Annotated in this window: 24 protein-coding genes; 3 read left to right on the forward strand and 21 right to left on the reverse strand. The window is 40.1% G+C overall.

Annotation, left to right across the window (positions count from 1 at the left end):
• Positions 1–2 precede the first annotated feature (2 nt).
• On the reverse strand, positions 3–1,361 hold the full coding sequence (locus AB3N04_RS03740; RefSeq protein ID WP_368504785.1) for a DEAD/DEAH box helicase: 1,359 nt from the start codon (positions 1,359–1,361) through the stop codon (positions 3–5).
• A gap of 184 nt (positions 1,362–1,545) precedes the next feature.
• Between AB3N04_RS03740 and vrrA the strand changes: the two genes are divergently transcribed.
• From vrrA to AB3N04_RS03755, 3 genes are all read left to right on the forward strand, one after another.
• Positions 1,546–2,139 carry a VrrA/YqfQ family protein gene (vrrA, locus tag AB3N04_RS03745; RefSeq protein ID WP_368504786.1) on the forward strand — a complete coding sequence of 198 codons (594 nt, stop codon included), beginning with the start codon at positions 1,546–1,548 and terminating at the stop codon, positions 2,137–2,139.
• A gap of 104 nt (positions 2,140–2,243) precedes the next feature.
• Entirely contained in the window at positions 2,244–2,732 is a 489-nt protein-coding gene (locus tag AB3N04_RS03750; RefSeq protein WP_317120464.1) for a CarD family transcriptional regulator, read from the forward strand.
• 105 nt (positions 2,733–2,837) lie between these two features.
• Positions 2,838–3,782 carry a 4-hydroxy-3-methylbut-2-enyl diphosphate reductase gene (locus AB3N04_RS03755; protein WP_368504787.1) on the forward strand — a complete coding sequence of 315 codons (945 nt, stop codon included), beginning with the start codon at positions 2,838–2,840 and terminating at the stop codon, positions 3,780–3,782.
• A gap of 82 nt (positions 3,783–3,864) precedes the next feature.
• On the opposite strand, the gene AB3N04_RS03760 is transcribed toward AB3N04_RS03755, so the two are convergent.
• The 20 genes from AB3N04_RS03760 to AB3N04_RS03855 form a co-directional block, all read right to left on the reverse strand.
• On the reverse strand, positions 3,865–4,986 hold the full coding sequence (locus AB3N04_RS03760) for a Nif3-like dinuclear metal center hexameric protein (protein WP_368504788.1): 1,122 nt from the start codon (positions 4,984–4,986) through the stop codon (positions 3,865–3,867).
• Positions 4,983–5,693: a tRNA (adenine(22)-N(1))-methyltransferase TrmK gene (locus tag AB3N04_RS03765; protein WP_368504789.1), complete on the reverse strand. Its 711-nt coding sequence runs from the start codon at positions 5,691–5,693 to the stop codon at positions 4,983–4,985. The genes AB3N04_RS03760 and AB3N04_RS03765 overlap by 4 nt, the downstream gene beginning before the upstream one ends.
• 133 nt (positions 5,694–5,826) lie before the next feature.
• Positions 5,827–6,201: a cytochrome c550 gene (gene cccA, locus AB3N04_RS03770; RefSeq protein WP_368504790.1), complete on the reverse strand. Its 375-nt coding sequence runs from the start codon at positions 6,199–6,201 to the stop codon at positions 5,827–5,829.
• 133 nt (positions 6,202–6,334) lie between these two features.
• Positions 6,335–6,874: a hypothetical protein gene (locus AB3N04_RS03775; protein WP_368504791.1), complete on the reverse strand. Its 540-nt coding sequence runs from the start codon at positions 6,872–6,874 to the stop codon at positions 6,335–6,337.
• Positions 6,875–6,970: 96 nt separating this feature from the next.
• Positions 6,971–8,089: an RNA polymerase sigma factor RpoD gene (gene rpoD, locus AB3N04_RS03780; protein WP_368504792.1), complete on the reverse strand. Its 1,119-nt coding sequence runs from the start codon at positions 8,087–8,089 to the stop codon at positions 6,971–6,973.
• Positions 8,090–8,146: 57 nt separating this feature from the next.
• A complete protein-coding gene (dnaG, locus tag AB3N04_RS03785; protein WP_368504793.1) occupies positions 8,147–9,940 on the reverse strand; it encodes a DNA primase in 1,794 nt (597 codons plus the stop codon).
• 69 nt (positions 9,941–10,009) lie between these two features.
• Complete coding sequence (locus AB3N04_RS03790) at positions 10,010–10,459, reverse strand: YaiI/YqxD family protein (protein ID WP_368504794.1); 450 nt, start codon at positions 10,457–10,459, stop codon at positions 10,010–10,012.
• A 354-nt stretch (positions 10,460–10,813) separates the two neighbouring features.
• Positions 10,814–11,629 carry a pyruvate, water dikinase regulatory protein gene (locus tag AB3N04_RS03795; RefSeq protein WP_317121291.1) on the reverse strand — a complete coding sequence of 272 codons (816 nt, stop codon included), beginning with the start codon at positions 11,627–11,629 and terminating at the stop codon, positions 10,814–10,816.
• A gap of 26 nt (positions 11,630–11,655) precedes the next feature.
• Positions 11,656–12,300, reverse strand: a complete 645-nt coding sequence (locus AB3N04_RS03800) for a helix-turn-helix transcriptional regulator (protein ID WP_368504795.1) — start codon at positions 12,298–12,300, stop codon at positions 11,656–11,658.
• Positions 12,301–12,404: 104 nt separating this feature from the next.
• The gene (gene glyS, locus AB3N04_RS03805; RefSeq protein WP_368504796.1) at positions 12,405–14,486 is read right to left on the reverse strand and encodes a glycine--tRNA ligase subunit beta; all 2,082 of its coding nucleotides are present in this window, start codon (positions 14,484–14,486) and stop codon (positions 12,405–12,407) included.
• The gene (gene glyQ, locus AB3N04_RS03810; protein WP_012958153.1) at positions 14,479–15,366 is read right to left on the reverse strand and encodes a glycine--tRNA ligase subunit alpha; all 888 of its coding nucleotides are present in this window, start codon (positions 15,364–15,366) and stop codon (positions 14,479–14,481) included. Before glyQ ends, glyS begins: the two co-directional genes overlap by 8 nt.
• Positions 15,367–15,712: 346 nt before the next feature.
• On the reverse strand, positions 15,713–16,471 hold the full coding sequence (gene recO / locus AB3N04_RS03815) for a DNA repair protein RecO (RefSeq protein WP_368504797.1): 759 nt from the start codon (positions 16,469–16,471) through the stop codon (positions 15,713–15,715).
• 40 nt (positions 16,472–16,511) lie between these two features.
• Entirely contained in the window at positions 16,512–16,658 is a 147-nt protein-coding gene (locus AB3N04_RS03820; RefSeq protein WP_317120452.1) for a YqzL family protein, read from the reverse strand.
• Between the two features lie 426 nt (positions 16,659–17,084).
• On the reverse strand, positions 17,085–17,996 hold the full coding sequence (gene era / locus AB3N04_RS03825; protein WP_368504798.1) for a GTPase Era: 912 nt from the start codon (positions 17,994–17,996) through the stop codon (positions 17,085–17,087).
• On the reverse strand, positions 17,989–18,387 hold the full coding sequence (locus AB3N04_RS03830) for a cytidine deaminase (RefSeq protein ID WP_368504799.1): 399 nt from the start codon (positions 18,385–18,387) through the stop codon (positions 17,989–17,991). Before AB3N04_RS03830 ends, era begins: the two co-directional genes overlap by 8 nt.
• Positions 18,380–19,126, reverse strand: a complete 747-nt coding sequence (locus tag AB3N04_RS03835) for a DUF502 domain-containing protein (protein WP_368504800.1) — start codon at positions 19,124–19,126, stop codon at positions 18,380–18,382. Before AB3N04_RS03835 ends, AB3N04_RS03830 begins: the two co-directional genes overlap by 8 nt.
• A 41-nt stretch (positions 19,127–19,167) precedes the next feature.
• Positions 19,168–19,557, reverse strand: coding sequence for a diacylglycerol kinase family protein (locus AB3N04_RS03840; protein ID WP_368504801.1), 390 nt, complete (start codon positions 19,555–19,557; stop codon positions 19,168–19,170).
• A complete protein-coding gene (gene ybeY / locus AB3N04_RS03845; RefSeq protein ID WP_368504802.1) occupies positions 19,541–20,011 on the reverse strand; it encodes an rRNA maturation RNase YbeY in 471 nt (156 codons plus the stop codon). The genes AB3N04_RS03840 and ybeY overlap by 17 nt, the downstream gene beginning before the upstream one ends.
• A complete protein-coding gene (locus tag AB3N04_RS03850) occupies positions 20,008–22,179 on the reverse strand; it encodes an HD family phosphohydrolase (protein ID WP_368504803.1) in 2,172 nt (723 codons plus the stop codon). Before AB3N04_RS03850 ends, ybeY begins: the two co-directional genes overlap by 4 nt.
• A gap of 150 nt (positions 22,180–22,329) precedes the next feature.
• A complete protein-coding gene (locus tag AB3N04_RS03855; RefSeq protein ID WP_368504804.1) occupies positions 22,330–23,298 on the reverse strand; it encodes a PhoH family protein in 969 nt (322 codons plus the stop codon).
• Position 23,299 lies beyond the last annotated feature (1 nt).

Here is a 23,299-nt window from a genome sequence, read left to right on the forward strand (position 1 = left end):
TATTACTTTTTACGTGATGAAATACGGCGCTCTCGTTGCGCTTCTTTCGCTTGTTTAAACTTTGCTTTTTTCTTATAGCCTGGTTTTACTTTTTTCGGCTTTGCTTTTGCTTTTCCTGTCCCTGTATTCACGGTTTCTTTTTTCGGTCCCTTCGTCGTTGCTTCTTGATTTGATGTAGGCTTCTGGCGTTTACCTGGCACACCTAGTGGTGGTTTATCAAGCTTTAGCCATTCACCTTTCTTGAAATCATAATAAGTAAATTTAATTCCTCTTTTTAATAACTTTTCGACCGCTTGCTGATCATTTTGTTCAAAGATCGTATAAGCAATCCCATCAGCACCAGCTCGTGCTGTACGGCCTACACGGTGAACATAGAAATCTAGATCCTTAGGTAATCCAAAATTAATAATATGGGTTACACCTTTTACATCCAGTCCACGTGCAGCAAGGTCAGTCGCTACTAGATACTGCATCTTCACTTCTTTTACTTGCTTCATAATTTGTTTACGTTGACGTGGCTGCAATCCACCATGAATGCAGTCAACATTCAAACCAGCCTCTTGCATCACTTTTGTCACTTCATCTGCTTGTTCTTTTGTGTTCGTAAACACAATTGCCAAATATGGGTTGATTGATTCTGCAAGCTCGACAACAAATTTCATTTTGTCTCGATTACGAAGAGGCACAATGCGATGCTCAATCTTTGATGCCGTTACATGCTTAGGTTCAACCTGCACATGCCTAGGGTCATTCATGTATTTCTTTAAAAATGGCTGTAATTTCTCTGGAATCGTTGCAGAAAAGACCATCATTTGCATGTTTTCTGCCATACGCGAAGCGACTTTATCAACATCTGCGATAAATCCCATATCAAGCATTTGGTCAGCTTCATCTACTACAAGCATTGACGCTGTGTATACAAGCAGCGCCTTTTCATCAACTAAATCACCAATACGGCCTGCTGTACCGACAACGATATGAGGTTGGTTCTTTAAGCTATCAATAGCTCGTTGACGATCTGTACCACCTACTAAAAGCTTCGCATGAATCATGTTGTCTTCTGGACAATGCTCAACAAGCTTTTTTAACTCATCAAATAATTGAGAAGCAAGCTCTCTTGTTGGAGCTGTAATAACTGCTTGTACTTCATCTTTCGTTGTATCAATTTTATCTAAGATCGGTAACAAAAAGGATAATGTCTTCCCTGTTCCTGTTTGAGATTGGCCGATCACATCTTTTCCATTTTTAATAGCTGGTATTAAACGTTCTTGAATTTCAGTTGGTAATGAAAAACGTTGCGCCGATAGCGCTTCTATCAGAAATGGTTTTAATTCAAACCTTTTAAAATTAGTTGCTTCCATAATTGTTCTCACCCTTCATCCATGACTATTTCATGCAATAGTTCAATGCAATAGTTCATTTTATCATAGTTTACACTATAGATGCCAATGAAGTTTTAATCATGTTACCTTTTCACCCTTTTCTTTCTTGTGCATATACCTACTTATAAGGATATTGTTCATAAACGTGAAAGGAGATAATATTATGCAACGTTATATGGGACCTCCCCTTGGACCTCTCTCTATGCAACCACCTTTTCAAGCGGCAAGCGGCTTCATGCAGGCAGCACCTATGTTTCAAGGAGCACAAGCTGCCTCCTACGCTCCCTATGCAGGACAGACGGCTGGGTTAGCTCGTGGTTTTGGTGGGTTATCAGCTGCTGGTCGAGGTGGCGGATTACTCGCTCGATTATTTGGCGGCGGGTCTTCCCAAGCTGCCGGGTCTTCTATTGCTGGCGGGATTGGCCGGGCAGCAGCTGGTGCAAGTGGCACCATGAACTTCACGACTATTTTACAAAATACTCAACGCGTTTTAGGCTTAACTCAACAAGTAGTACCTATGGTGCAGCAATATGGTCCTCTCATTCGCAACATGCCTGCCATTTGGAGGATTATGAGAAGTAACGACATACCTACTCCTGAGGTAGCAACGCCTGTAAATCAAGAACCAATTATGCAACAACACGTTCCAATCGTACCACAAAATGAGAGCACAACCATGTCTGCCCCTCTGGCAACGAGACCAGTAAAACCACCCGTTTTCACAAATGGTTTGCCAAGTCCAAAACTTTATATTTGATTTCAGTAATTTTTTGTTGACAACATTCGCTAGCGAATAGTAAAATTTTAAATTTGCATCATTTTATGTTATACTAATGGTATTACTCGAATGGAGGAATGCCCATGTTTAAAGTTGGTGATCACGTCGTTTACCCATACCACGGTGCTGGTACGATTCAAGATATTGAAGAGAAAGATGTTTTAGGAGAAACTCATTCCTATTATATCCTTCACTTCCCTCTCGTTGATGTGAAATTAATGCTTCCAGAAAATCGCATTGATCAATCAGGATTACGAAAGGTTATTGATCAACAAGAGTTAGATGTTCTTGTCGAAGCATTACAAAATGGACCTGAGACACCACCATCTACCAGCCATTTCTCTCGTGAAACAGAAAACTTATTAAAAAGTGGAAGTATTGTTGATGCTGCACACTTAATTTCTTCTCTTTCCAAAAAGCAAGCTGAGCGTGCAAATGGTCTACACATCCAAGATCGTAACCACTTGCAAAAAGCACGGCAAATGATTGCTAGTGAACTTGTGCTGATGAATGATATGACGGAAGAGCAAGCATATGAGTTCATTGATGGTGCCTTACTCGAGCTAAACTAGGCGAAATGATTGTCACATCTCTGTTTCTCCTTTATAATATAGGACGAATCGACAATCCTGTTCTCAACTTTTGAGGACAGGAGCTCTCATTTTAGGAGGCCTGTCATGAAAGTGATGAAAATTTCACCTCGCGGCTATTGCTACGGCGTAGTTGATGCGATGGTATTAGCTAGACAAGCAGCACAAAACTTGGACTTGCCAAGACCAATTTATATCCTTGGTATGATTGTCCATAACAAGCACGTTACAGAAGCGTTTGAAGATGATGGGATTATCTCTTTAGATGGTCCTAACCGTGTAGAAATTTTAAAACAAGTGGAAAAAGGGACTGTTATTTTCACTGCACACGGTGTTTCTCCGGAAGTGCGGAAGTTAGCAAAAGAAAAAGGATTAACAGTCGTTGATGCAACTTGCCCTGATGTAACACGTACACACGACCTTATCCGTGAAAAAGCAGCGGAAGGTCATGAGTTCATTTACGTCGGTAAGAAAGGCCACCCAGAGCCTGAAGGTGCGATTGGTGTCGCCCCTCACGCTGTTCATCTTGTTGAATCAGTAGATGATGTGTTAAACCTCAATGTAGGGACTGATAAACTAATCATTACGAATCAAACAACGATGAGTCAGTGGGATGTTTCCGACATTATGAAAAAAGCGATGGAGATCTATCCCACAGCCGAAGTTCATAATGAAATTTGCTTAGCTACACAAGTTCGCCAAGAAGCAGTGGCCGAACAAGCAAAAGAGTGTGACCTTGTTATTGTGGTGGGTGATCCAAAAAGCAACAACTCGAATCGCCTAGCACAAGTATCCGAGCAAATTGCCGGAACAAGAGCATATCGAATCGGTGATATCACTGAATTAGAGTTGGATTGGCTTAAAGATGTGAACCTTGTTGGTGTCACCTCTGGTGCTTCAACCCCAACACCACTTACAAAAGAAGTGATTTCGTTTCTTGAGAAATTTGACCCTGAAGATGAATCAACATGGAAACTCGAACGTAAAGTAGCCTTGCAAAAGATTCTCCCTAAGGTGAAGGCAAAGAAATAAGATTGAACCGCTGCATACTTAAGGCAGCGGTTTTTTTCTACCAAAAAACCAACCTCATCTTTCATTGAGGTTGGTTCATTTTTTATACAAATTGAAACGGGTCGGTATTTGGCTTTGAAGCAATGACTTCAGTCTGATAGCCTTTCTCTTTCAGGAACGCATCTAAAAATCGCTTGACTCCCTCTTTCATTACCTTCTCGACATTATGACCAGGATCAACAATCTTCAACCCTTCCATCATCACATCATGAGCCATATGATAATAAACATCTCCTGTCACCATCACGTCTGCTCCTTTAAAAAGAGCTTCCATCATATACTTATTTCCATCGCCGCCAAGGACCGCCACCTTCTTGACCGTGCCGGAGAGGTCTCCCACTACCCTTGCGCCACTTACATCAAAGGCCAGCTTCACATGTTCAGCAAATTCCTGCAGAGTCATTTCTTCACTTAATAAACCAATGCGTCCAAGTCCCAGTGTTTCGCCTTTATTTTCAAGCGGATACACATCATATGCAGGCTCCTCATACGGATGCGCTTTAATCATTGCCGCGATCACACGATTTTGCAGAGGAGCTGGAATGATCGTTTCAATCTTCACTTCTTCGACTCGCTCTAGCTTATTCGCTTCTCCAATATGAGGATTCGTCCCCTCACCAGGTAGGAATGTGCCAACTCCAGTAGAGTTAAACGTACAATGACTATAGTTTCCAATATACCCTGCCCCTGCACGTCCTAACGCCTCTCTCAGCTCGTTTGCATGTGACTCAGGAACAAACACAACCACTTTCTTTAAAGCCATCTCTTGGGTCGGAGATAGCACCTCTGTATCCTTTAGACCTAATGCATCCGCCATCATATCATTGACCCCACCTTTGGCAATGTCAAGGTTTGTATGGGCAGCATAGATAGTGATATCATTTTTAATCGCTTTCTCTACGATTCTTCCCTGCGCTGTGTTTGTATCAATTTTTTTTAGTGGTCTGAATAAAAGCGGATGATGAGCCACAATAAGGTCGACTCCTTCACTCACCGCCTCGTCGATTACGACTTCTAACACATCAAGTGCAACCATCACTTTTTTAATCGGCTTATTCAATGTACCAATCATAACTCCATTTCGATCGCCTTCAACAGCATATGATTTCGGGGACCAGCTTTCAAAATGTTGGATAAGGGCTTGTCCATTCACAAATTTCGTCATTTTACTACCTCCTTAACCATTTCAATCTTTTTTTTGATTTCTTCTTTCTTTTCTTTAAGTTCAACAGTTTCAGTTGCTTTTTCAAATTGAGTTAAAATTCTCTCCCAATTAATTTTTTCATACGTCCACTTCTTTTGAAAAGCCTCGTTACACTCGTCCATTAAAAAGGGACCAAGTAACATTTTCTGTTCTTTGTTCGTTTTATATAAAGATTTGTTCTCACCACGATCTGCAACAAGAATTTCATAAATTTTGTCATCTTCTTCAATAATCTCTTCAGCCTTCAGCGTCCATCCATTTTGATCTAGCCAAAGGCGAATTATACTAGCTGAAACATTCGGTTGCAGGATTAGACGTGATACATTTGTTAATTTATCTTTCCCTTCAGTTAAAATGGTTGTGATCAATGCTCCGCCCATTCCCGCTACCGTCACTACATCAACGTCATCTTGAGCTTCAATAACAGCTAATCCATTTCCTTTACGAACTGAAACACGCTCAGTGAGCCCTGATTGTCTTACTTGAGACTGTGCTGATTGATAAGGACCTTCATTGATCTCGCCTGCAATTGCTGTTGCCGTCTCATCTTTTAGGCATAGATAACATGGTAAATAAGCATGATCAGAACCGATGTCAGCTGTTTTCGCTCCTTTAGGTACATATGTAGCCACTAGTTGTAAACGTCTTGATAATTGTCGCTCATTCATTTTTTTACTCACCTATCATTTCTATATCATTGATGTCTTTCATCTTACCGATAATAGCTATTTTTCGCAACTACACAAGCTTTTTGCCAATCAAAAAAAGCGAGAGTTATCGGAACCCCTCGCTTCTTACTTGTTATTCAGAAATGGAAAGTAAATACTCAGCAATTGCATCAGCTTCAACATCATTTACATTAGAAATAGCTGGCATAGCGCCTTGTCCATTAAGAATGATATCTGTGATCTCTTCTTGTGAATATGAACCTTCAAGAGATGTTAGGGCAGGACCTGAAGCTCCGCCTAAATCTCCACCGTGACAGCCGATACAAGAAGCTTGTGTTAATTCTTCACCTGCTGCAACTGGGTCTTCAAACTCAGTTACTTCTTCTGTTTCTTCTTCATCTGCATTCATCGCTTCACGTTGGTTTAACCCCATGAATGAAAGCGAAATCATTACTACAATCCCTACGATTGCAATAATCCCGAATGGTAAGAGTGGTCTTCCTTTCATGCTAGTACCCTCCTTTGCATGTAAACTATTTTCCCGTCAGTTATGTAGACGATAAAGATTACCTTCTCCATTTTACTCGAAAATGCCTCCGGTGAAAAGTACTGTGAGCAGAATTGCTTTTTTTGTCACTCTTTTAAATAAACCAGAACCCACTTAGTACGACAAGTCCTAGTATACCAGAGATTGTAAAGAAACGCATTTTCCACTTGAAACCGACCAAAATCCAAGCTAAGCAGTGGACTGTAATAACAATTGATAACACTGTATTACTATGATTTGCAAAGTGGCCTGCTGCTTCAATCGTTACAAGAAATAAGATAAGTGCCCCAATAAAAGAATAAAATTGTTTAAGAAAAACAAGCTCTCTTTTAGTTGATACTGCGATAAAAAACACAATTATCGAAAAAATCAAACCAATAAGCATTTGCAATCCACTTGAAAAATCAGTAAAATAAATGACAAGAGCAGTAAAGAAAAATGATAATTGCACAAGTAAGAAAGGGTAAATCAACCGGAAGTTTAGGAAGCGCTTTCCCGAAGTAGGTGGCACACTACCTTCTTCCCCTTCTGTATATAAGGTTAACAAGAAATCACAATACTGCGTCGGTAGTAAGTTTGAGTGTTTCCAGTGCTTGATTTCATTAATAATAACCTTTTTCCTTAAATCATCCATCCCACTCCTCCTAAGATATTGTATGTGATGGAAAAAATGGCTTACTCATCTCATCGATGAGCAAACCATTTATAACCGACTATTAATTGTATTGTTTTATTCTAAGAAATCTTTCAGACGCTTACTACGGCTTGGGTGACGTAGCTTACGAAGAGCTTTCGCTTCGATCTGACGAATACGTTCACGTGTAACACCGAAGACTTTACCTACTTCTTCTAATGTACGTGTACGACCGTCATCAAGCCCAAAGCGAAGACGTAGAACGTTTTCCTCACGATCTGTCAGAGTATCTAGAACATCTTCAAGTTGTTCTTTTAATAACTCATATGCTGCTGCATCAGACGGAGCAAGCGCTTCTTGGTCTTCAATGAAATCTCCTAAATGAGAGTCATCCTCTTCACCAATAGGCGTTTCAAGAGATACTGGCTCTTGAGCAATCTTTAAGATTTCACGTACCTTTTCAGGCGTTAATTCCATTTCTTCTGCTACTTCTTCTGGGGTTGGTTCACGTCCAAAGTCTTGCAACAATTGACGTTGAACACGGATTAATTTATTGATCGTTTCAACCATGTGGACAGGAATACGAATCGTTCTTGCTTGGTCAGCAATCGCACGAGTAATGGCTTGACGAATCCACCAAGTCGCGTACGTACTGAATTTGTACCCTTTTTCATAGTCGAACTTCTCAACAGCCTTAATGAGACCCATATTTCCTTCTTGAATCAAATCAAGGAATAACATCCCACGACCTACATAGCGTTTGGCAATCGAGACAACAAGACGTAAGTTCGCTTCCGCTAGGCGACGCTTAGCCTCTTCATCTCCTTGCTCAATCCGTTTTGCTAGCTCAATTTCTTCTTGAGCCGAAAGAAGGGGGACACGACCAATTTCTTTTAGATACATACGAACCGGATCATTAATTTTAATACCCGGCGGTACACTTAAGTCGTTTAGGTCAAACTCTTCTTCTTCTTTTGCAGCTTGTTGAAGATTAGGAGTATCGTCTGATTCATTTAAGATCTCAACACCTTGCTCTCCAAGGTATTCAAAAAATTCATCCATTTGATCAGAGTCTTGGTCAAATACAGCTAGCTTCTCTGTAATCTCTGTATATGTTAAGACACCCCTCTTTTTTCCTACCTCAACTAATTGTTCTTTCACTTGATCGATGGACAATTCACCTTCCGCTAGTGGGCGTAATGGTTTCTCTGCCATTCGATCCCCTCCTTCCATTGTTCACAACCCAATTGACCTGGTCCACATTACAACGAGTTAATGAAGCTGTTTTTTCATTTGGATAATCTCCATTTTTAACCTTGCAGCTGCAACGGGATCATGCTCCTGCTTCATAAGTAATTCTTTCTGTTGTATGTCTACCCATTTTGGATAATTCTCAATCTGTTTCATGTAATCAATTATCTCTTGATCCGAACATTCTTCATTAATTGGTAACATCGCAAGCTCAGAGGCAATTCGCATAAGAGTAGGATCATCTAGGCGCTGAACAAAACGACTTGGGTCCGCCTCGTTCCCTTCACCATAGTACGCAAACAAGTAAGCAGCAATCGCATGGTGTTCATCAACATTAAATTGGCCACCTATTCTTTCTTGGACTTGTTCGGCGATCTCTACATCCCTCATCATGTGAGCAAGCAATAACCGTTCTGCATTTTTATATGCAGGGAGAAGTTTCTTTTGACTTAACGCTTTGGTTGTCGTGCGCTTTATCGGTTGCTCTTTATCGGAGCCTTTTTGTTGCTTTTTAGCACGGTAAATTTGAAATTGTTCTTGCTTTAGAGCATCAAGTGAAAGCGAAAATTCTTCAGCAACTTGCCTTAAATAATGATCGCGTTCTACTGCTCGTGGCAAGGAGGCAATCTCTGTAAGCACTTCTTCGATATAACGGAGGCGTTCTCCTTCATCTTGAAGATTTTTTCCCTTTCGCAAGAAACGCATCTTAAATGCCATTAATGATAAGCTTGCCCCTATTACATCCGTTTTAAAGCGATCAGCTCCAAATTTCCGAATGAAGTCATCGGGATCAAGACCCTCTGGCATTAAGGCAATTTTCACATGACATCCAACTTGCTCTAAGATGCCTGCAGATCTGAAGGCTGCCTCTATACCAGCTCGGTCGGAATCATAACAAAGGGTGACCGTTTCAGCATTACGCCTTAACAACTTAGCCTGCTCTTCAGTCAGAGCTGTACCAAGTGTTGCGACACCATTCTTTACTCCAGCACCCCAAGCTGCTACTACATCGACATATCCTTCAAATAATATGGCTGCATTTTCTTTGCGAATGGACGGCCTAGCTAAATGAATCGCGTAAAGGATTTTACTTTTATGGAAAATCGGAGTTTCAGCACTGTTTAAATATTTCGGCTTCTCATCCCCTATGCTTCTTCCACCAAAAGCAATTACCTTCCCTTGGCCATCCCAAATCGGAAACATGAGACGATTTCTAAATCGATCATAATGTCCTTGATCAGACTCTCTAGTACCAAGTAGACCAGCGTTCGCCATCACGTCTAAATTGAATTCTTTTTTTTCAAGTATGATCTTAAGAGAGTCCCAACGATTAGGTGCAAATCCTATTTGAAAGTGTTCAAGCTGTTCTTTTTGAAAAGCTCTAGCCTTCGCATATTCTCTGCCACCTGATCCTTCCTCAGTTAAAGTCAAAACATGATGATAGAGTTTAGCTGCAAGCTCATGTCCATCCATCATCATCTTCTGAGGAGAATTTGGGTTGGCTTCTCTTTGGTTTGAAACAGGCAATTCGATATTGGCTCGATCTGCTAATTGTTTAGCAGCGTCCACAAAGCTATATCCCTCATGCTCCATCAGAAAGGAAAAGACATTCCCACCTGCTCCGCATCCAAAACAATGATACAGTTGCTTATCTTGTGAAACGGAAAATGAAGGAGTCTTTTCTCCATGGAAGGGGCATAATCCAGTGTATTGCCTACCTTGTTTCTTTAATTGAACATAATCACTAATCACTTCAACAATATCCGTCGTTTTGCGAATTTGCTCAATTTTCTCTTCTGGTATGCGACTACTCATACTTTGCATCACCATTTTTCTTTCCTGATGAGTGTAATATATGTTCGAGTTTTTTTGCTATTTTCCTGCTTATTTTGATAAAATTGTTGTAAATTGATAGCAAAATTGTGAACGATCTTCCTCAGTGAATGCTTTTGGGCCTTTTGTCTTGCCACCACCTCTACGTACTTTCTGAGAAAAGTAACGAGCATCGAGCATTTGCATGATCGTTTCTTCACGATATACATATCCGCGCGGTGAAAGGACACTGACACCCTTTGGAAGCAGGATTGAAGCAAGCGCATGATCTTGAGTCACACAGCAATCTCCACGCCTTGTATGATTAAGAATATACATATCCGCTGCCTCTTTGTCAGAATCAACCGTAACATGTGAAAAGCCTTCTGGAACGGAGATATGATGAGCAATCGAAGACACAAATACAGCACTTAGATTAAGCTCTTGACATATCGACACAATCTCGTTTTTAACTGGACATGAATCTGCATCTACATAAACGCGTGCTATTTGTTCGCTCATAACTTGAATTCAACATCCTCTTATAGATTCCTGCAAACATTTTAAAGAATTTCGCTGTTTTTTGTCGAATGATACAAATTGTATCACTTTTTTTCACCAACAAACTAATTATACACATTCTCCTTTACTATCATTACCAAAAAAACAAGAAAAAGTCTTGACTTTTTAAATTTAATCGTTCTTTTTCTAAATTATGATCATTTTACAATACTAATAAGAACACAATTCTTTATTATACGGAACTTTAAATGGTTTGACTAGTATTATTTTATAAAGATTCCAATTAAGCATCATTTGTAGTTCAGCTATTACGTAGGAAAGGCACCCTCTAATCAAAAGGTGCCTTCTTATAGCTTACTTCCGCTGAAACATACTAGAAATTAAATTAGCTGTTTCCTCTACTGCTTTGTTTGAAACATCAATCACCGGGCAGCCGATTCTGTTCATTACATCCTCAGCATACACGAGCTCTTCTTTGATTCGTTCAATATTGGCATAATTTGCTTGCGCTTTTAAGCCTAATGCTTTCAAGCGCTCTGCCCGAATATCATTTAATTTTTCAGGGCTAATTTTAAGACCGATACACTTTTTAGCTGAGATCTTAAATAACTCTTGAGGCGGTTCCACTTCAGGAACGAGTGGGACATTCGCTACTTTTAGTCGTTTATGAGCTAAATATTGAGAAAGTGGTGTTTTCGATGTTCTAGATACACCAATTAATACGACATCCGCTCTCATGATCCCTCTTGGGTCACGCCCATCATCATATTTAACCGCAAACTCTATTGCTTCTACTTTACGAAAATAATCTTCATCAAGTCGATACACGAGTCCTGGTTCATATCTTGGTTCTTTCCCTGTTAAGGTTTCAATCTTATTTAACATTGGTCCGATAATATCGACCGTCTCTACCCCTCTTAGTGCAGCACGCTCAATCAAGTAATTTTTAATTTCCGGCACAACTAATGTGAAGGCAATTAATGCATTTGCTTGTGAAGCTAAATAAATAATTTCATCAATCGTTCCCTCATCTTCTACATAAGGAATGCGACGAACTTCTACACCTGCACCATTAAATTGGCTCGCAGCAGCTTTTACCACTAACTCTGCGGTTTCTCCTACAGAATCTGAGACGACGTATACAACAGGACGCTGCTTCATTTCTACCATCATGACCTCCTCACATCTGTTGCTTCCTAGATCGTTTCTTCGTTCGCTAAATCTACGAGCAACGAAGTTATATTTGTTTTCGTGATTCGACCAACCACTTCATAGCCAGAGCCAAAATCAACATCCTGAACAATAGGTAGTCCATCTATTTGTTTATTAATTAACTTCTTAGCTACTTCTATAATGAGATCATCTTGCCTACATACTGTGATATTAGGCATTCTCGTCATAATAATACTGACTGGAATGGACTCTAGTGCTTGTTTACCCAAACTAGCACGTAATAAATCTTTTCTTGATAATACTCCAACGAGCGTTGTTTGTTTGTCTGTTACAAACAATGTACCAACATCTTCCAGAAACATTGTGCAAATAGCATCATATACAGAGGATGACTCTTGCACAACAATCGGGCGTGATTGATAGTGGCTCACGGTGATGTTCTTTACTTTTTCTCCAAGTAATTCAGATCCTGTTTTACCTGTATAGAAATATCCTACTCGTGGTCTGGCATCTAAATAACCAGCCATCGTTAAAATAGCTAAATCCGGACGCAATGTCGCTCTCGTTAATGAAAGACGTTCTGCGATTTGTTCGCCTGTTATTGGTCCATTTTCCTTCACAATTTCTACAATATGTTCTTGCCGATTTGTGAGTTCGATTGTTTCCACCGCCTTCAACACACAAATGTGTTATGCTTTATCCTCAATATTATATACTAATAGTCTACTTTTTGCACAAAAATCGTTCAAAGTACTTATTAGTCATTTAACTTTTAGCTAAACACAATTGATTGGAAGTTTGCAAAAGCGGAAATTACGGCTGATAACTCCTGCATCTGCGCAAGACGATTCCGTTTAACATTCTCTTGTTCTGCCATGACCATAATATCATCAAAGTAAGCATGAATAGCCGGTTCAATCGTTTGAAGGCTCGTAAATGCACGTTCAACATCCCCGTTAGCAAGCGCTACATGGACTTCTTTTTTTGCTTGTTGATAGTGTTTATATAGCTCATGCTCTTCTTCCTTCTCAAATAAATCAGGATTAATCTCTGCACCTGATTCTGCTTTCTTAGCGATGTTTGTGACACGGCTTAATGCTTCGACCGTCTTCTTAAACGTCGGTTCACTCACTTGCTTCATCAGTAGCTCCGCTTTTTTGATCGCTGTAGGAACATGAATCCTCTTATTTGTAATCACGGCATCAATAACATCATAACGAGCACCTTTATCTTGCAGGGCATTTTTCAGTCGCATATTGAAGAATTCAATAATTTCCTTCGTAATATCCTCACGGTCACGCTTCAATAAGCCGCGTTCCTCTGCTACATCAAGGTTCACTGCAACTAACTCATCAATCACAACATCAAAGTCATAATCAGCAATCATCTGAACGATTCCGGCTGCTTGTCTACGAAGGGCGTATGGATCTTGTGAACCTGTTGGAATTAGACTAATCGCAAAACACGTAACAATCGTATCTAACTTATCTGTTAAGCTGACAACTGTTGCTGCTTTTGAAGAAGGGCTCTTATCTCCTGCAAACTTAGGCATATAATGTTCTTTAATGCCCGTTGTTACTTCCTTAGGCTCACCACTTAACTCGGCATAGACCTCTCCCATACGGCCTTGAAGTTCAGGAAATTCATATACCATTTGAGTCACTAGATCAAACTTGTTGATTTCTGCGATACGATCAGCTACTTCTCGTTCTTTAGCATCTAAAACAACTAACTCACTAATGGATTGAGTCGCTTTACGTACACGACGAACTTTGTCAGCGATAGAACCAAGGTCCTCATGATAAACAATGTTTTCTAAGCGTGTAAGCGCATCGCTGATTTTGAGCTTTTGATCTTCAGCATAGAAGAATGCCGCATCAGAAAGGCGCGCACGAAGTACTTTCTCGTTTCCTTTTGCTACGTTTTCTAAGTGCTGATGATCTCCATTACGAACTGTAACAAAATGTGGTAAGAGATTACCTTCCACGTCTTCTACAGGGAAATAACGTTGATGTTCGCGCATTGAAGTGATCAGTACTTCCTTTGGTATCTCTAAAAATGCTTGATCATATGAACCTGATAGAGCGGTTGGATATTCAACAAGATTGGTTACTTCTTCAAGTAAATCTTCATCAATTGGAATCACCCAACCATTGCCCTCAGTCATTGATTCTAATTGATTACGAATCGCCCGTTTACGTTCATCCGGACGCGCAATCACGTATTGACCTAATAGAGCTGTCTCATAATCACTAGGTGAGGCAAGCTTCACTTCTTCGCCTAGGAAACGGTGTCCACGAGTAACATTGCTCGTTTTTACATCTGTAATCTCAAACGGTATGATTTCTTCACCAAATAAGGCTACCATCCATTGGATCGGGCGTGCAAACCGTAAATCATATTGGTTCCAACGCATGTTTTTAGGGAAGTGAAGTGATGTCACAATCGGTTTTAATTCCGGTAACAACTCAACTGTTTGCTTACCAGCTGAGAAGGTTTTGGCATACACGTACTCTACACCTTTTAATTCCTTGAAAAATAATTCTTCAGCTGCCACACCTTGTCCGCGAGCAAAGCCTAGAGCCGCTTTAGACCAGTTTCCCTCTTCATCTTGAGCGATTTTTTTAGCAGGTCCCTTTGCTTCAGCTTCCACATCTGGTTGTTTTTCAACTAAGCCAGTAACATATAACGCAAGACGACGAGGGGTAGAAAAAGCTTCAACCGCATCATACGTTAAACGCTCTTCTTTCAACCAAGCTTCTACCTTATCTTTTAATTGATTCATTGAATCGGTAACAAAACGGGCTGGAAGTTCTTCAAGTCCTAGCTCAAATAAGAAATCACGTTTACTCATTCTCTGCATCCCCCTTCTTTAACATTGGAAATCCTAAACGCTCACGCTCATCATAATATAATTTCGCTGCCGTACGAGCTAGGTTTCTGACGCGTCCAATATAACCGGTTCTCTCTGTAACTGAAATCGCTCCACGTGCATCAAGTAAGTTAAACGTGTGCGAACATTTTAAAATGTAATCATAAGCCGGGAAAACTAGGTTTTCATCTAGCGCACGCTTTGCTTCTTGCTCATATGTGCCAAATAGTGAGAATAGCATTTGGCTATCTGATACTTCAAATGTGTACTTTGAATGCTCGTATTCAGGTTGTTTGAAGATGTCACCATATGTGAAACCTTCCACCCACTCAAGATCAAAAACGTTTTCTTTATCTTGAATGTATGAAGCAAGACGCTCAAGACCATATGTAATTTCAGCAGACACTGGGTTCGCTTCAATTCCACCCACTTGTTGGAAATACGTAAACTGAGTAATCTCCATTCCATCTAACCAAACTTCCCAGCCTAAACCAGCACAACCAAGTGTCGGGTTTTCCCAGTTATCTTCTACAAAACGAATATCATGCTTTAGAGGATCGATACCAAGTGCTTTTAAACTATCTAGGTACAGCTCCTGAATATTTGTTGGGGATGGTTTCATAATTACTTGAAATTGATGATGTTGATAAAGGCGGTTTGGATTTTCTCCATATCTTCCATCTGCAGGACGGCGGGATGGCTCAACATAAGCAACATTCCAAGGCTCAGGACCAATTGTACGTAACAGTGTAAAAGGACTCATCGTACCTGCCCCTTTTTCTGTGTCATACGCTTGCATGATCATACAGTTTTGTTTTGACCAAAATTCTTGTAATGTCAAAATCATCGTTTGAACATTCATTTTGACTCCTCCTTCAAAGTTTCAATAAAGAATCTACCCACATCAGTACACACTGCATCGTTTAAAAGTGTTGGATCAGAACAAACAAAAAACTCTCGTCCTTATGCCGATATAATCGACATAGGGACGAGAGTTTCTCCCGCGGTTCCACCCTACTTATTCGCCAGCAAAGCTGCAACACGAATCACTTTCACCGTTTATGCTCAGGAATGCCTTCCAATTAAACTGTTGCCCTAGCTCACACCATCCTAGGTTCGCTTTCAACAGGACTTAATTGTACTTCTTTCCGTCAATGCACCATATGATAATACTAGCATCATACTGAATTTCAGTGGCGGTGTCAATATCATTCGCCTCTAAGGTCACCCATTCGTTCTAATTGTTCAAGAAAACGCTTTGAACGCAAAGTGACGCCAGAATACTCATCATAGTACGTTGAGATAATCAATTTAATCTCTTTTTTTGTTTCATCTTTTAATGAGATTTGCCCTAAACGATTTAAGTCGATGTAGTAAAATAATCGCAAGAGTCTCGCCGTATGTGGCGTAATAGGAAAGGCACGCTCATCTTTATGCATACACCGCCTGCACAAAAAACCTGCTTCTGAAATTGAAAATCCACTTGGTAATTCTGTACTTCCACAGCTAGCACATTGGTCAAGCTCGGGCGAGATCCCAGCAACAGCCATCATTTTCATTTCGAAAATCCGTAACAAAACATCAGGATCAATGCCCTCATCTAAATACTGCAACGTTTGTTGAAGTAAATTAAATAACGGCTCATTTGGTTCTTTTTCATCCGTTAATCGATCCGTTAACTCAACCATGTAAGATGCATAAGATGCAAGAAATAAATCATTTCTCACTTCTTTAAAGGAATGTATCATTTCTGCTTGATTTAACGTACCGAGTCCGTTGCTTCTTTGGAACAAATAAAGACCATGAATGAACAGTTGCGAAACGGCCGCAAGTCGACTTTTTGGCTTTTTAGCCCCTCGCGCCATTACACCGACCTTACCATTCTCTCTCGTATACAATGTGACAATTTTATTGGATTCGCCGTAATCATTGGTTCTGATCACGATTGCTTCTACTTTTTGCATCATGCTTACATCACCACATATTCATTGTGAGGTGCAAACAAGGTCAATGTGTCGGAGCGTCTAAAGTGTCAATCGCATCAACGTCTTCTTGGCTAGATTCATCATTCGAATCCCGCTCAAGCTCTTTCATTAACAAATACGTGTCTAAGTTGCCGGTCATTGAAAAAACCTTCCAGGAAAAATCGAGCATCTCAGATTCCACCTTTCTCTCAAGACTTAAACGCTCTGTGTTACTAGGTTGACCTTGTTTGCAGGAATCATGTCAAGGAAAAATTGTTAATTTAATCGCCTTGACAAACAGAGTTGTTATTTTTTTCAAAATTCATTTGTCCTCATCATAATCGTTTCAAAACAAAAATACAATGGCCAGACGCCCAGCCATTGTGAAAGTATTTTGGTAATTGTGTTACAAAGTTGTTTCAAGGAGATTTTTCCGCTTTTAAGTAGCCATGGTGTTCGCTCATATATAGGCTGAAATCGCTTTGCTAGCGATCGCATCTATATTGAATATAGCGCTCGTAAACAGCACACATATGCTCAGGATAGCGCACATATGTAACCTGCATACGCTCATAATTTGGTTTATGTCTCTCCTTCACCTTGCTCAAATTTATTTTTAATATTCATCCTCTTTAAAGCCGTAGTCTCTTAAGTGGGTTGGTTTATTGCGCCAGTCTTTTTGGACTTTGACCCATAGCTCTAAGAAGACTTTTGAGCCTAGTAATGCCTCAATATCTCCACGTGCTCGTTTCCCCACTTCTCTTAGCATACCGCCTTGCTTTCCGATCACAATTCCTTTTTGAGACGTTCGCTCAACAATAATCGTTGCTCCAATATAAATCATATCATTATCACGGCGTTTCATTTGCTCAATGACAACAGCTACAGAGTGTGGGATTTCTTCGCGTGTAAGGTGAAGCACCTTTTCACGAATCAATTCTGCTACAACAAAGCGCTCCGGGTGATCGGTGATTTGATCACTTGGGTAATATTGTGGACCCTCATCAAGATGCCCCACAATTTGCTCCATCAAAGTTGGAATATTGCTTCCTTGTAGAGCTGAAACTGGAACCACTTCAGCAAAGTCAAGTTTCGTACGATAGGTTTCAATGATGCCTAATAAATCGTCCGGCTGCACTTTATCAATTTTATTGATGACAAGAAAAACCGGTGTTGATGTTTCTTTTAAACGTTCAATAATGAACTCTTCTCCCGGTCCAAAGGCTTCGCCTGCCTCCACAACGTAAAGAATCAAATCCACCTCACGCAATGTGTTTTGAGCAACTTTCATCATAAAATCGCCTAATTTATGCTTAGGCTTGTGAATACCTGGGGTGTCGATAAAAACGACTTGAGATTCATTACTCGTATAAACTCCTTGAATTTTATTACGTGTCGTTTGAGGCTTATCAGACATAATTGCAATCTTTTGGCCGATTACATAATTTAATAACGTCGACTTCCCAACATTTGGTCTTCCGATGATTGAAACAAATCCTGATTTAAATCCTTTAGGTGTATTATTCATTCATATCCTCCGCTGTAAATGCTCCTGGCAATAATTCTGATACAGTCATTTCTTGAATATCCCCTTTTAAGTTTGTTAGGTAAACAGGGGCTTGTGGTGAGATTAATTCGACCATTACTTGACGACATGCTCCGCATGGAGGGACAGGTCGATCTGTATCTGCCACCACCGCAATCGCCTTCACTTGTCGGTTTCCTTCTGAGTATGCTTTGTACAGTGCTGTTCTTTCAGCACAATTGGTTAATCCGTAAGAAGCATTTTCAATGTTTGCCCCTTTAAATACTGTACCGTCTTCCATTAATAAAGCTGCTCCTACTTGAAATTTTGAGTAAGGAACATATGCTTGCTCGCGTGCTTCAATTGCTTTTTCAATTAATTGTTTTTTATCCATTATGATCTTCCTTTCTCTTAGAACGAAGTTGTACAAGCATTTTTTCCTTATCTACTATTGCTTCTGTTTCCGCGTCATAGTCACTTTCTTTATCAGGGGGCACAACAACGCCTCCTGAAATAATAAATTTGAGCCCTTGTTCAACTGTCATATCTAATTCTATAACATCCTCTTGAGGCACGAGGATAAGCCATCCAGATGTCGGATTTGGTGTTGTGGGCAAAAACACATTGATACATGCCCTAGACGTCACTCGTTGAACTTCCCCTTTTGATTCACCTGTTTGAAATCCTACGGTATATAAGCCTTTTCTAGGGTATTCAACTAGAACTACATTTTGAAAAGACGATCTTTCTTGGGCAAAGGCATGAATGATTTGTTCAACGGACGTATAGATTGAATTAGCAATTGGAATTTTTCTAAACGTCTGATCAATTGAATCAAGTACTTTCACACCACGACCCTTTAATCGCATCGCACCAACCCAAGTGAGAAGTAAGATGGTTAAAACAAAACCAATCCCAAGCAATCGTTCTGAGAATGGTGTGTACACTCCAAGAAAGTAAATTCTTCCATCCTCACTCGAAATCACATTCATCGCTTTTAAGATCCCCGTAATAAATGAACCTAAAAACGAGTCAACGAGAGTAAAGAGTAATTGAATGACATAGATGGTTGCAATGGCCGGTAATAAATAGATGATTCCTGCTATAATGTTTTTTTGAAATCTCTTCCACATAGTAAAGAGAATCTCCTCTCAGTTCGCATACAGATTACGTATTATAGAAACTTCTCAAGTAAGTAAGGGATAAACAAAACCAAACCGATGATGACGGCAAAAACACTATACACGAATACTGCTGACGCGGCAACGTCTTTTGCTCTTTTAGCAATCGGATGATATTCCTCCGTTACTAAATCAACCGTTCTCTCGATCGCTGTGTTCATTATTTCTAGGGCAAATATCCCACTGACAACTACAAGTAGTATCAGCCATTCTAAACGCGTAACATCCAGCCACACCGCTAAGACAAAGACGATAATAGCTAGAAAAAAATGCACTTGCATGTTTTGTTCATTTATAAAGACATGTTTTAATCCTTGAAAAGCATACCCAAACGAACGTAACAAGCGTGTAAAACCACGTTTATTTCTATCTTGTAAGCCCATATGCGCTTAAGATCTCCTCTTGACGTGAGAACATCGCTTTTTCATCTTCTTCACTCATATGGTCATATCCAAGCAAATGTAAAAATCCGTGAACCGCTAAAAAGCCTAATTCCCTATCAAAAGAATGACCATACTCTTCTGCTTGTCTTGAAATATGGTCAACAGAGATGATAATGTCCCCTAAGGCATTCGGCATACCCTCCATCACTAGATCCATTTCACCATCGACTTCGTCATTCAGTGCAAAAGATATAACATCTGTCGGTGCATCCTTTTCACGATATTCTTTGTTAATTTCTTGAATACGCTTTTCATCTACAAAGGAAATAGAAAGCTCGATTTCTCCCTCTAACTTTTCGTAATCTGCTGCACTCGTTATTAGCTTTGTAATAAGATTTTCCTGTTCACTAGTAAGTGTACCCGTTTCATCATGTAGATCAATCGTCAAATTCATGCTTTTTTCTCTCCTTTTTCTTTCGAGTCATCTGGATATTCAATTCGTTGATGAAATGTGCCATTTAATGTTTCGCAGATTGTGACTGCAATTTGGCTTAATTCTTTTAAGGTAATATCTGATTCATCAAATTGACCATCTTCAAGTTTGTCTGTAATGATCTTTTTCACTAAATTCTCAATCTTTTCCGGAGTAGGACTAGGCATCGATCTCACAGCCGCTTCTACACTATCAGCTATCATGACAATGGCTGATACTTTTGTTTGTGGCTTAGGACCAGGATATCTAAATTGCGCCTCTTCTAGTTCTTCATCCGTTTCTTGACTAGCTTTATGATAGAAGAATTTTAATAAGCTTGTACCATGATGTTGCTCAGCTATATCAATTATTTCTTTTGGCATTTTATGCGCTCGCAGCAGGTCTGCCCCGTCATAAGGATGTGCCACAATAATGTTTGTACTTTTAAGGGGCGAAAGCTGATCATGCGGGTTCGCCATCTTTTGTTGATTTTCAATAAAGTAGTGGGGTCTTTTTGTTTTACCAAGGTCATGATAATAAGCCCCAACACGAGCTAAAAGCCCATTTTCCCCTACCACTTCACAAGCAGCTTCTGCTAAGTTACCAACCACAACACTATGGTGATACGTACCTGGTGTTTCAGTTAATATCTTTCTAAGCAAAGGTTGGTTTGGGCTAGAGAGTTCGATTAAGCGAGATGTAGATAAAATCCCAAAGCCTGCTTCAAAGAATGGCATAAGGCCAATGGTAAGAACAGCTGCAAGGAATCCTGAGAGAAAAGCAAATCCAACATGAAGTCCGATATCAAACCAACCACTTTGAACCGTTCTCATAAATAATAAAGAAATAATCGCCACTATGTTAATCAAGGAAACAAAGAAGCCTGCTCTTAAAATTCGTGACACTCGCGTGGACTGGCTTAAATAAAACGTCCCGGCAAACGAACTCAATAGCATATAAGCCCCGTAAGTAAAGTTAAATGTCCCAACTGATTCATTGTTAAAATAAATGCTACCAATAACCGCCAATAATACACTTGAGAACAATGAAACTCTAGGGTGGATTAATAACGTTAACAACATTGCCCCAATCGCAACAGGAACAATAAAACCGATACCAACGATATCTAAGTTCTCTAATAAACTTGCCATTTTAATAAATAGCAAGGTGACGACAAAAATAAGCAAAAACAATACGAGATGACTATTATTGTGTTGGACTGTGGTCTTAGCTTCTTTTAAGTAATAGGCAAGTATCCCAACTATTAATAAGACTAGGAGAGCTAGTCCTATGTATGGGTAGGGATTAAACGAATCATCAAGCAACCCAACTAATCGAAGTTGCTCATAGATCTCATAATCAATGATCTCGCCTTCTTTCACCAAGAGCTGCCCCTCACGAATCATGACAGGCTCGATTGCATCACTTGCTTCTTGACGTGACCTCTCTGTTGCCTCCATATCATAAATATAATTCGGTATGATCGCAAATTGAGCAATCTCAATCATCGCCTCAAGTAACCTATTGCTCACTGTTGAGATCGCAAATTGCTCATCAACTGAATTTTTCACCTCTGATAAATTGCGAATGGAGATTTGTTGCTCTGTCATCGCCTCAAACACAGCATTAGCGGTCGCTTCTTGTGCGATTTGCAGTTGAGATTCGGTCGCTTCAATTAACGTAACCAACGTCTCATCTGACAAATCATTGCTTGTCCCAGAAGAGAGTACTTCTTGAATATAGGCTAGTTGTTCAGACCTAACATCTTCTTCATCTTCCCCTTCTCCCATACCTTCAATGGACGCTCCCTCTTCAAAAACAACCCGCCTAACTAATTCAAATATATCGTTCACTTTCACCACTTGATTCTCTGCATAATCACGTTTCAACTCATAAACTGGGTTAATGGCTTCTGTGGCATCACTTCTTCGCTCTTCTGTTTCGATCCGATTTTCAGTCGTAATAGGAGAGCGTATGTCTCTATCGGCTATTTGTGACAAGCGCACGTCTAACGTTTCTGGGATAATATTTCCAAGCATCGAAAGATAGAGGAAAAGCGCAAGAATGATAAATAAAATTGTTCGTATGTACCTATGATTACGCACACGTTTCCACCAAGAAATATGATCAATCGAAAAGCGTTTTCTCAAATTGTTTCACCTCTCTTTCTCTTCAATAAAATACCTTCATATATGTATGGCGCCGGAATCAAGTAAGCCCCCTATAGAACAGAGAAGACCCCCGTCAAGCGAGGGTCTTATTGAAGCGTTCACTAAAAGTTGTGTGACCACTACTGCTTGCTATTCAACTTTCCCGGTCTCTTTTTCATACGCCTCTAAAATCTTCTGCACCAATGTATGTCTGACAACATCGGTTGCTTGCAAGTAAATAAACCCGATGTCACCCACAGGTTTCAAATACTCAATCGCAACTTTTAAACCAGACTTTTTCCCTTTCGGCAGGTCAATCTGAGTCAAATCCCCATTGATGACCATTTTCGATCCAAACCCAAGACGAGTAATAAACATTTTCATTTGCTCTTGGGTTGTGTTTTGCGCTTCATCTAAAATAACAAAGGCATCATCTAGAGTACGTCCACGCATATAGGCAAGTGGAGCTACTTCAATCGTTCCACGTTCCATTAAGCGCGTTGTTGCTTCTACTCCCAGCACGTCATGTAGCGCGTCGTAGATCGGACGAAGATACGGATCCACTTTTTCTTTTAAGTCACCTGGTAAAAAGCCTAAACTTTCACCTGCTTCAACAGCCGGTCTTGTTAAGACAATACGCTTAACATGTCCATCTTTAAGGGCCGCTACAGCTAAGACCACTGCCAAATAGGTCTTCCCTGTGCCTGCAGGACCTATACCAAACACCATGTCTCGCTTTCGTATCGCTGAGACATAATGGCGTTGACCGAGCGTTTTGGCAATGATGACTTTACCTTTTGCATTCGTAGCCACTTTTTCTTCATAAAGTTCATGTAACTCATCAAGTTGATCGCGTTTAGCTAATTCAACCGCATACACTACATCTCGTTCAGATATAGAGATACCTTTTCGAATCAACTTGACCAAACTAGCTAATACCTTTTCAACTACGATTATCCTAGCATGATCTCCACTAACGGATACCTCTTCACCTCTTGTAACAATTGACACTTCAAGTAAATCTTCAATACGCTTTAAGTGTCGGTCATTTGGTCCGAGTAGTGCTTGTGTCTCATTTGTGTTTTTCACTTCTAGCTGAATCGACTTCATGTCTGACAAT

It is taken from the genome of Alkalihalophilus sp. As8PL, assembly GCF_040939795.1.
Taxonomy (GTDB): Bacteria; Bacillota; Bacilli; order Bacillales; family Bacillaceae_D; genus Alkalihalophilus; species Alkalihalophilus lindianensis.

Bases quoted from the DNA above. Each gene is read 5' to 3' on its own strand.
- AB3N04_RS03740 (WP_368504785.1), bottom strand. From the start codon at position 1,361: ATGGAAGCAACTAATTTTAAAAGGTTTGAATTAAAACCATTTCTGATA.
- vrrA (WP_368504786.1), top strand. From the start codon at position 1,546: ATGCAACGTTATATGGGACCTCCCCTTGGACCTCTCTCTATGCAACCA.
- AB3N04_RS03750 (WP_317120464.1), top strand. From the start codon at position 2,244: ATGTTTAAAGTTGGTGATCACGTCGTTTACCCATACCACGGTGCTGGT.
- AB3N04_RS03755 (WP_368504787.1), top strand. From the start codon at position 2,838: ATGAAAGTGATGAAAATTTCACCTCGCGGCTATTGCTACGGCGTAGTT.
- AB3N04_RS03760 (WP_368504788.1), bottom strand. From the start codon at position 4,986: ATGACGAAATTTGTGAATGGACAAGCCCTTATCCAACATTTTGAAAGC.
- AB3N04_RS03765 (WP_368504789.1), bottom strand. From the start codon at position 5,693: ATGAATGAGCGACAATTATCAAGACGTTTACAACTAGTGGCTACATAT.
- cccA (WP_368504790.1), bottom strand. From the start codon at position 6,201: ATGAAAGGAAGACCACTCTTACCATTCGGGATTATTGCAATCGTAGGG.
- AB3N04_RS03775 (WP_368504791.1), bottom strand. From the start codon at position 6,874: ATGGATGATTTAAGGAAAAAGGTTATTATTAATGAAATCAAGCACTGG.
- rpoD (WP_368504792.1), bottom strand. From the start codon at position 8,089: ATGGCAGAGAAACCATTACGCCCACTAGCGGAAGGTGAATTGTCCATC.
- dnaG (WP_368504793.1), bottom strand. From the start codon at position 9,940: ATGAGTAGTCGCATACCAGAAGAGAAAATTGAGCAAATTCGCAAAACG.
- AB3N04_RS03790 (WP_368504794.1), bottom strand. From the start codon at position 10,459: ATGAGCGAACAAATAGCACGCGTTTATGTAGATGCAGATTCATGTCCA.
- AB3N04_RS03795 (WP_317121291.1), bottom strand. From the start codon at position 11,629: ATGGTAGAAATGAAGCAGCGTCCTGTTGTATACGTCGTCTCAGATTCT.
- glyS (WP_368504796.1), bottom strand. From the start codon at position 14,486: ATGAGTAAACGTGATTTCTTATTTGAGCTAGGACTTGAAGAACTTCCA.
- glyQ (WP_012958153.1), bottom strand. From the start codon at position 15,366: ATGAATGTTCAAACGATGATTTTGACATTACAAGAATTTTGGTCAAAA.
- recO (WP_368504797.1), bottom strand. From the start codon at position 16,471: ATGATGCAAAAAGTAGAAGCAATCGTGATCAGAACCAATGATTACGGC.
- AB3N04_RS03820 (WP_317120452.1), bottom strand. From the start codon at position 16,658: ATGCTCGATTTTTCCTGGAAGGTTTTTTCAATGACCGGCAACTTAGAC.
- era (WP_368504798.1), bottom strand. From the start codon at position 17,996: ATGAATAATACACCTAAAGGATTTAAATCAGGATTTGTTTCAATCATC.
- AB3N04_RS03830 (WP_368504799.1), bottom strand. From the start codon at position 18,387: ATGGATAAAAAACAATTAATTGAAAAAGCAATTGAAGCACGCGAGCAA.
- AB3N04_RS03835 (WP_368504800.1), bottom strand. From the start codon at position 19,126: ATGTGGAAGAGATTTCAAAAAAACATTATAGCAGGAATCATCTATTTA.
- AB3N04_RS03840 (WP_368504801.1), bottom strand. From the start codon at position 19,557: ATGGGCTTACAAGATAGAAATAAACGTGGTTTTACACGCTTGTTACGT.
- ybeY (WP_368504802.1), bottom strand. From the start codon at position 20,011: ATGAATTTGACGATTGATCTACATGATGAAACGGGTACACTTACTAGT.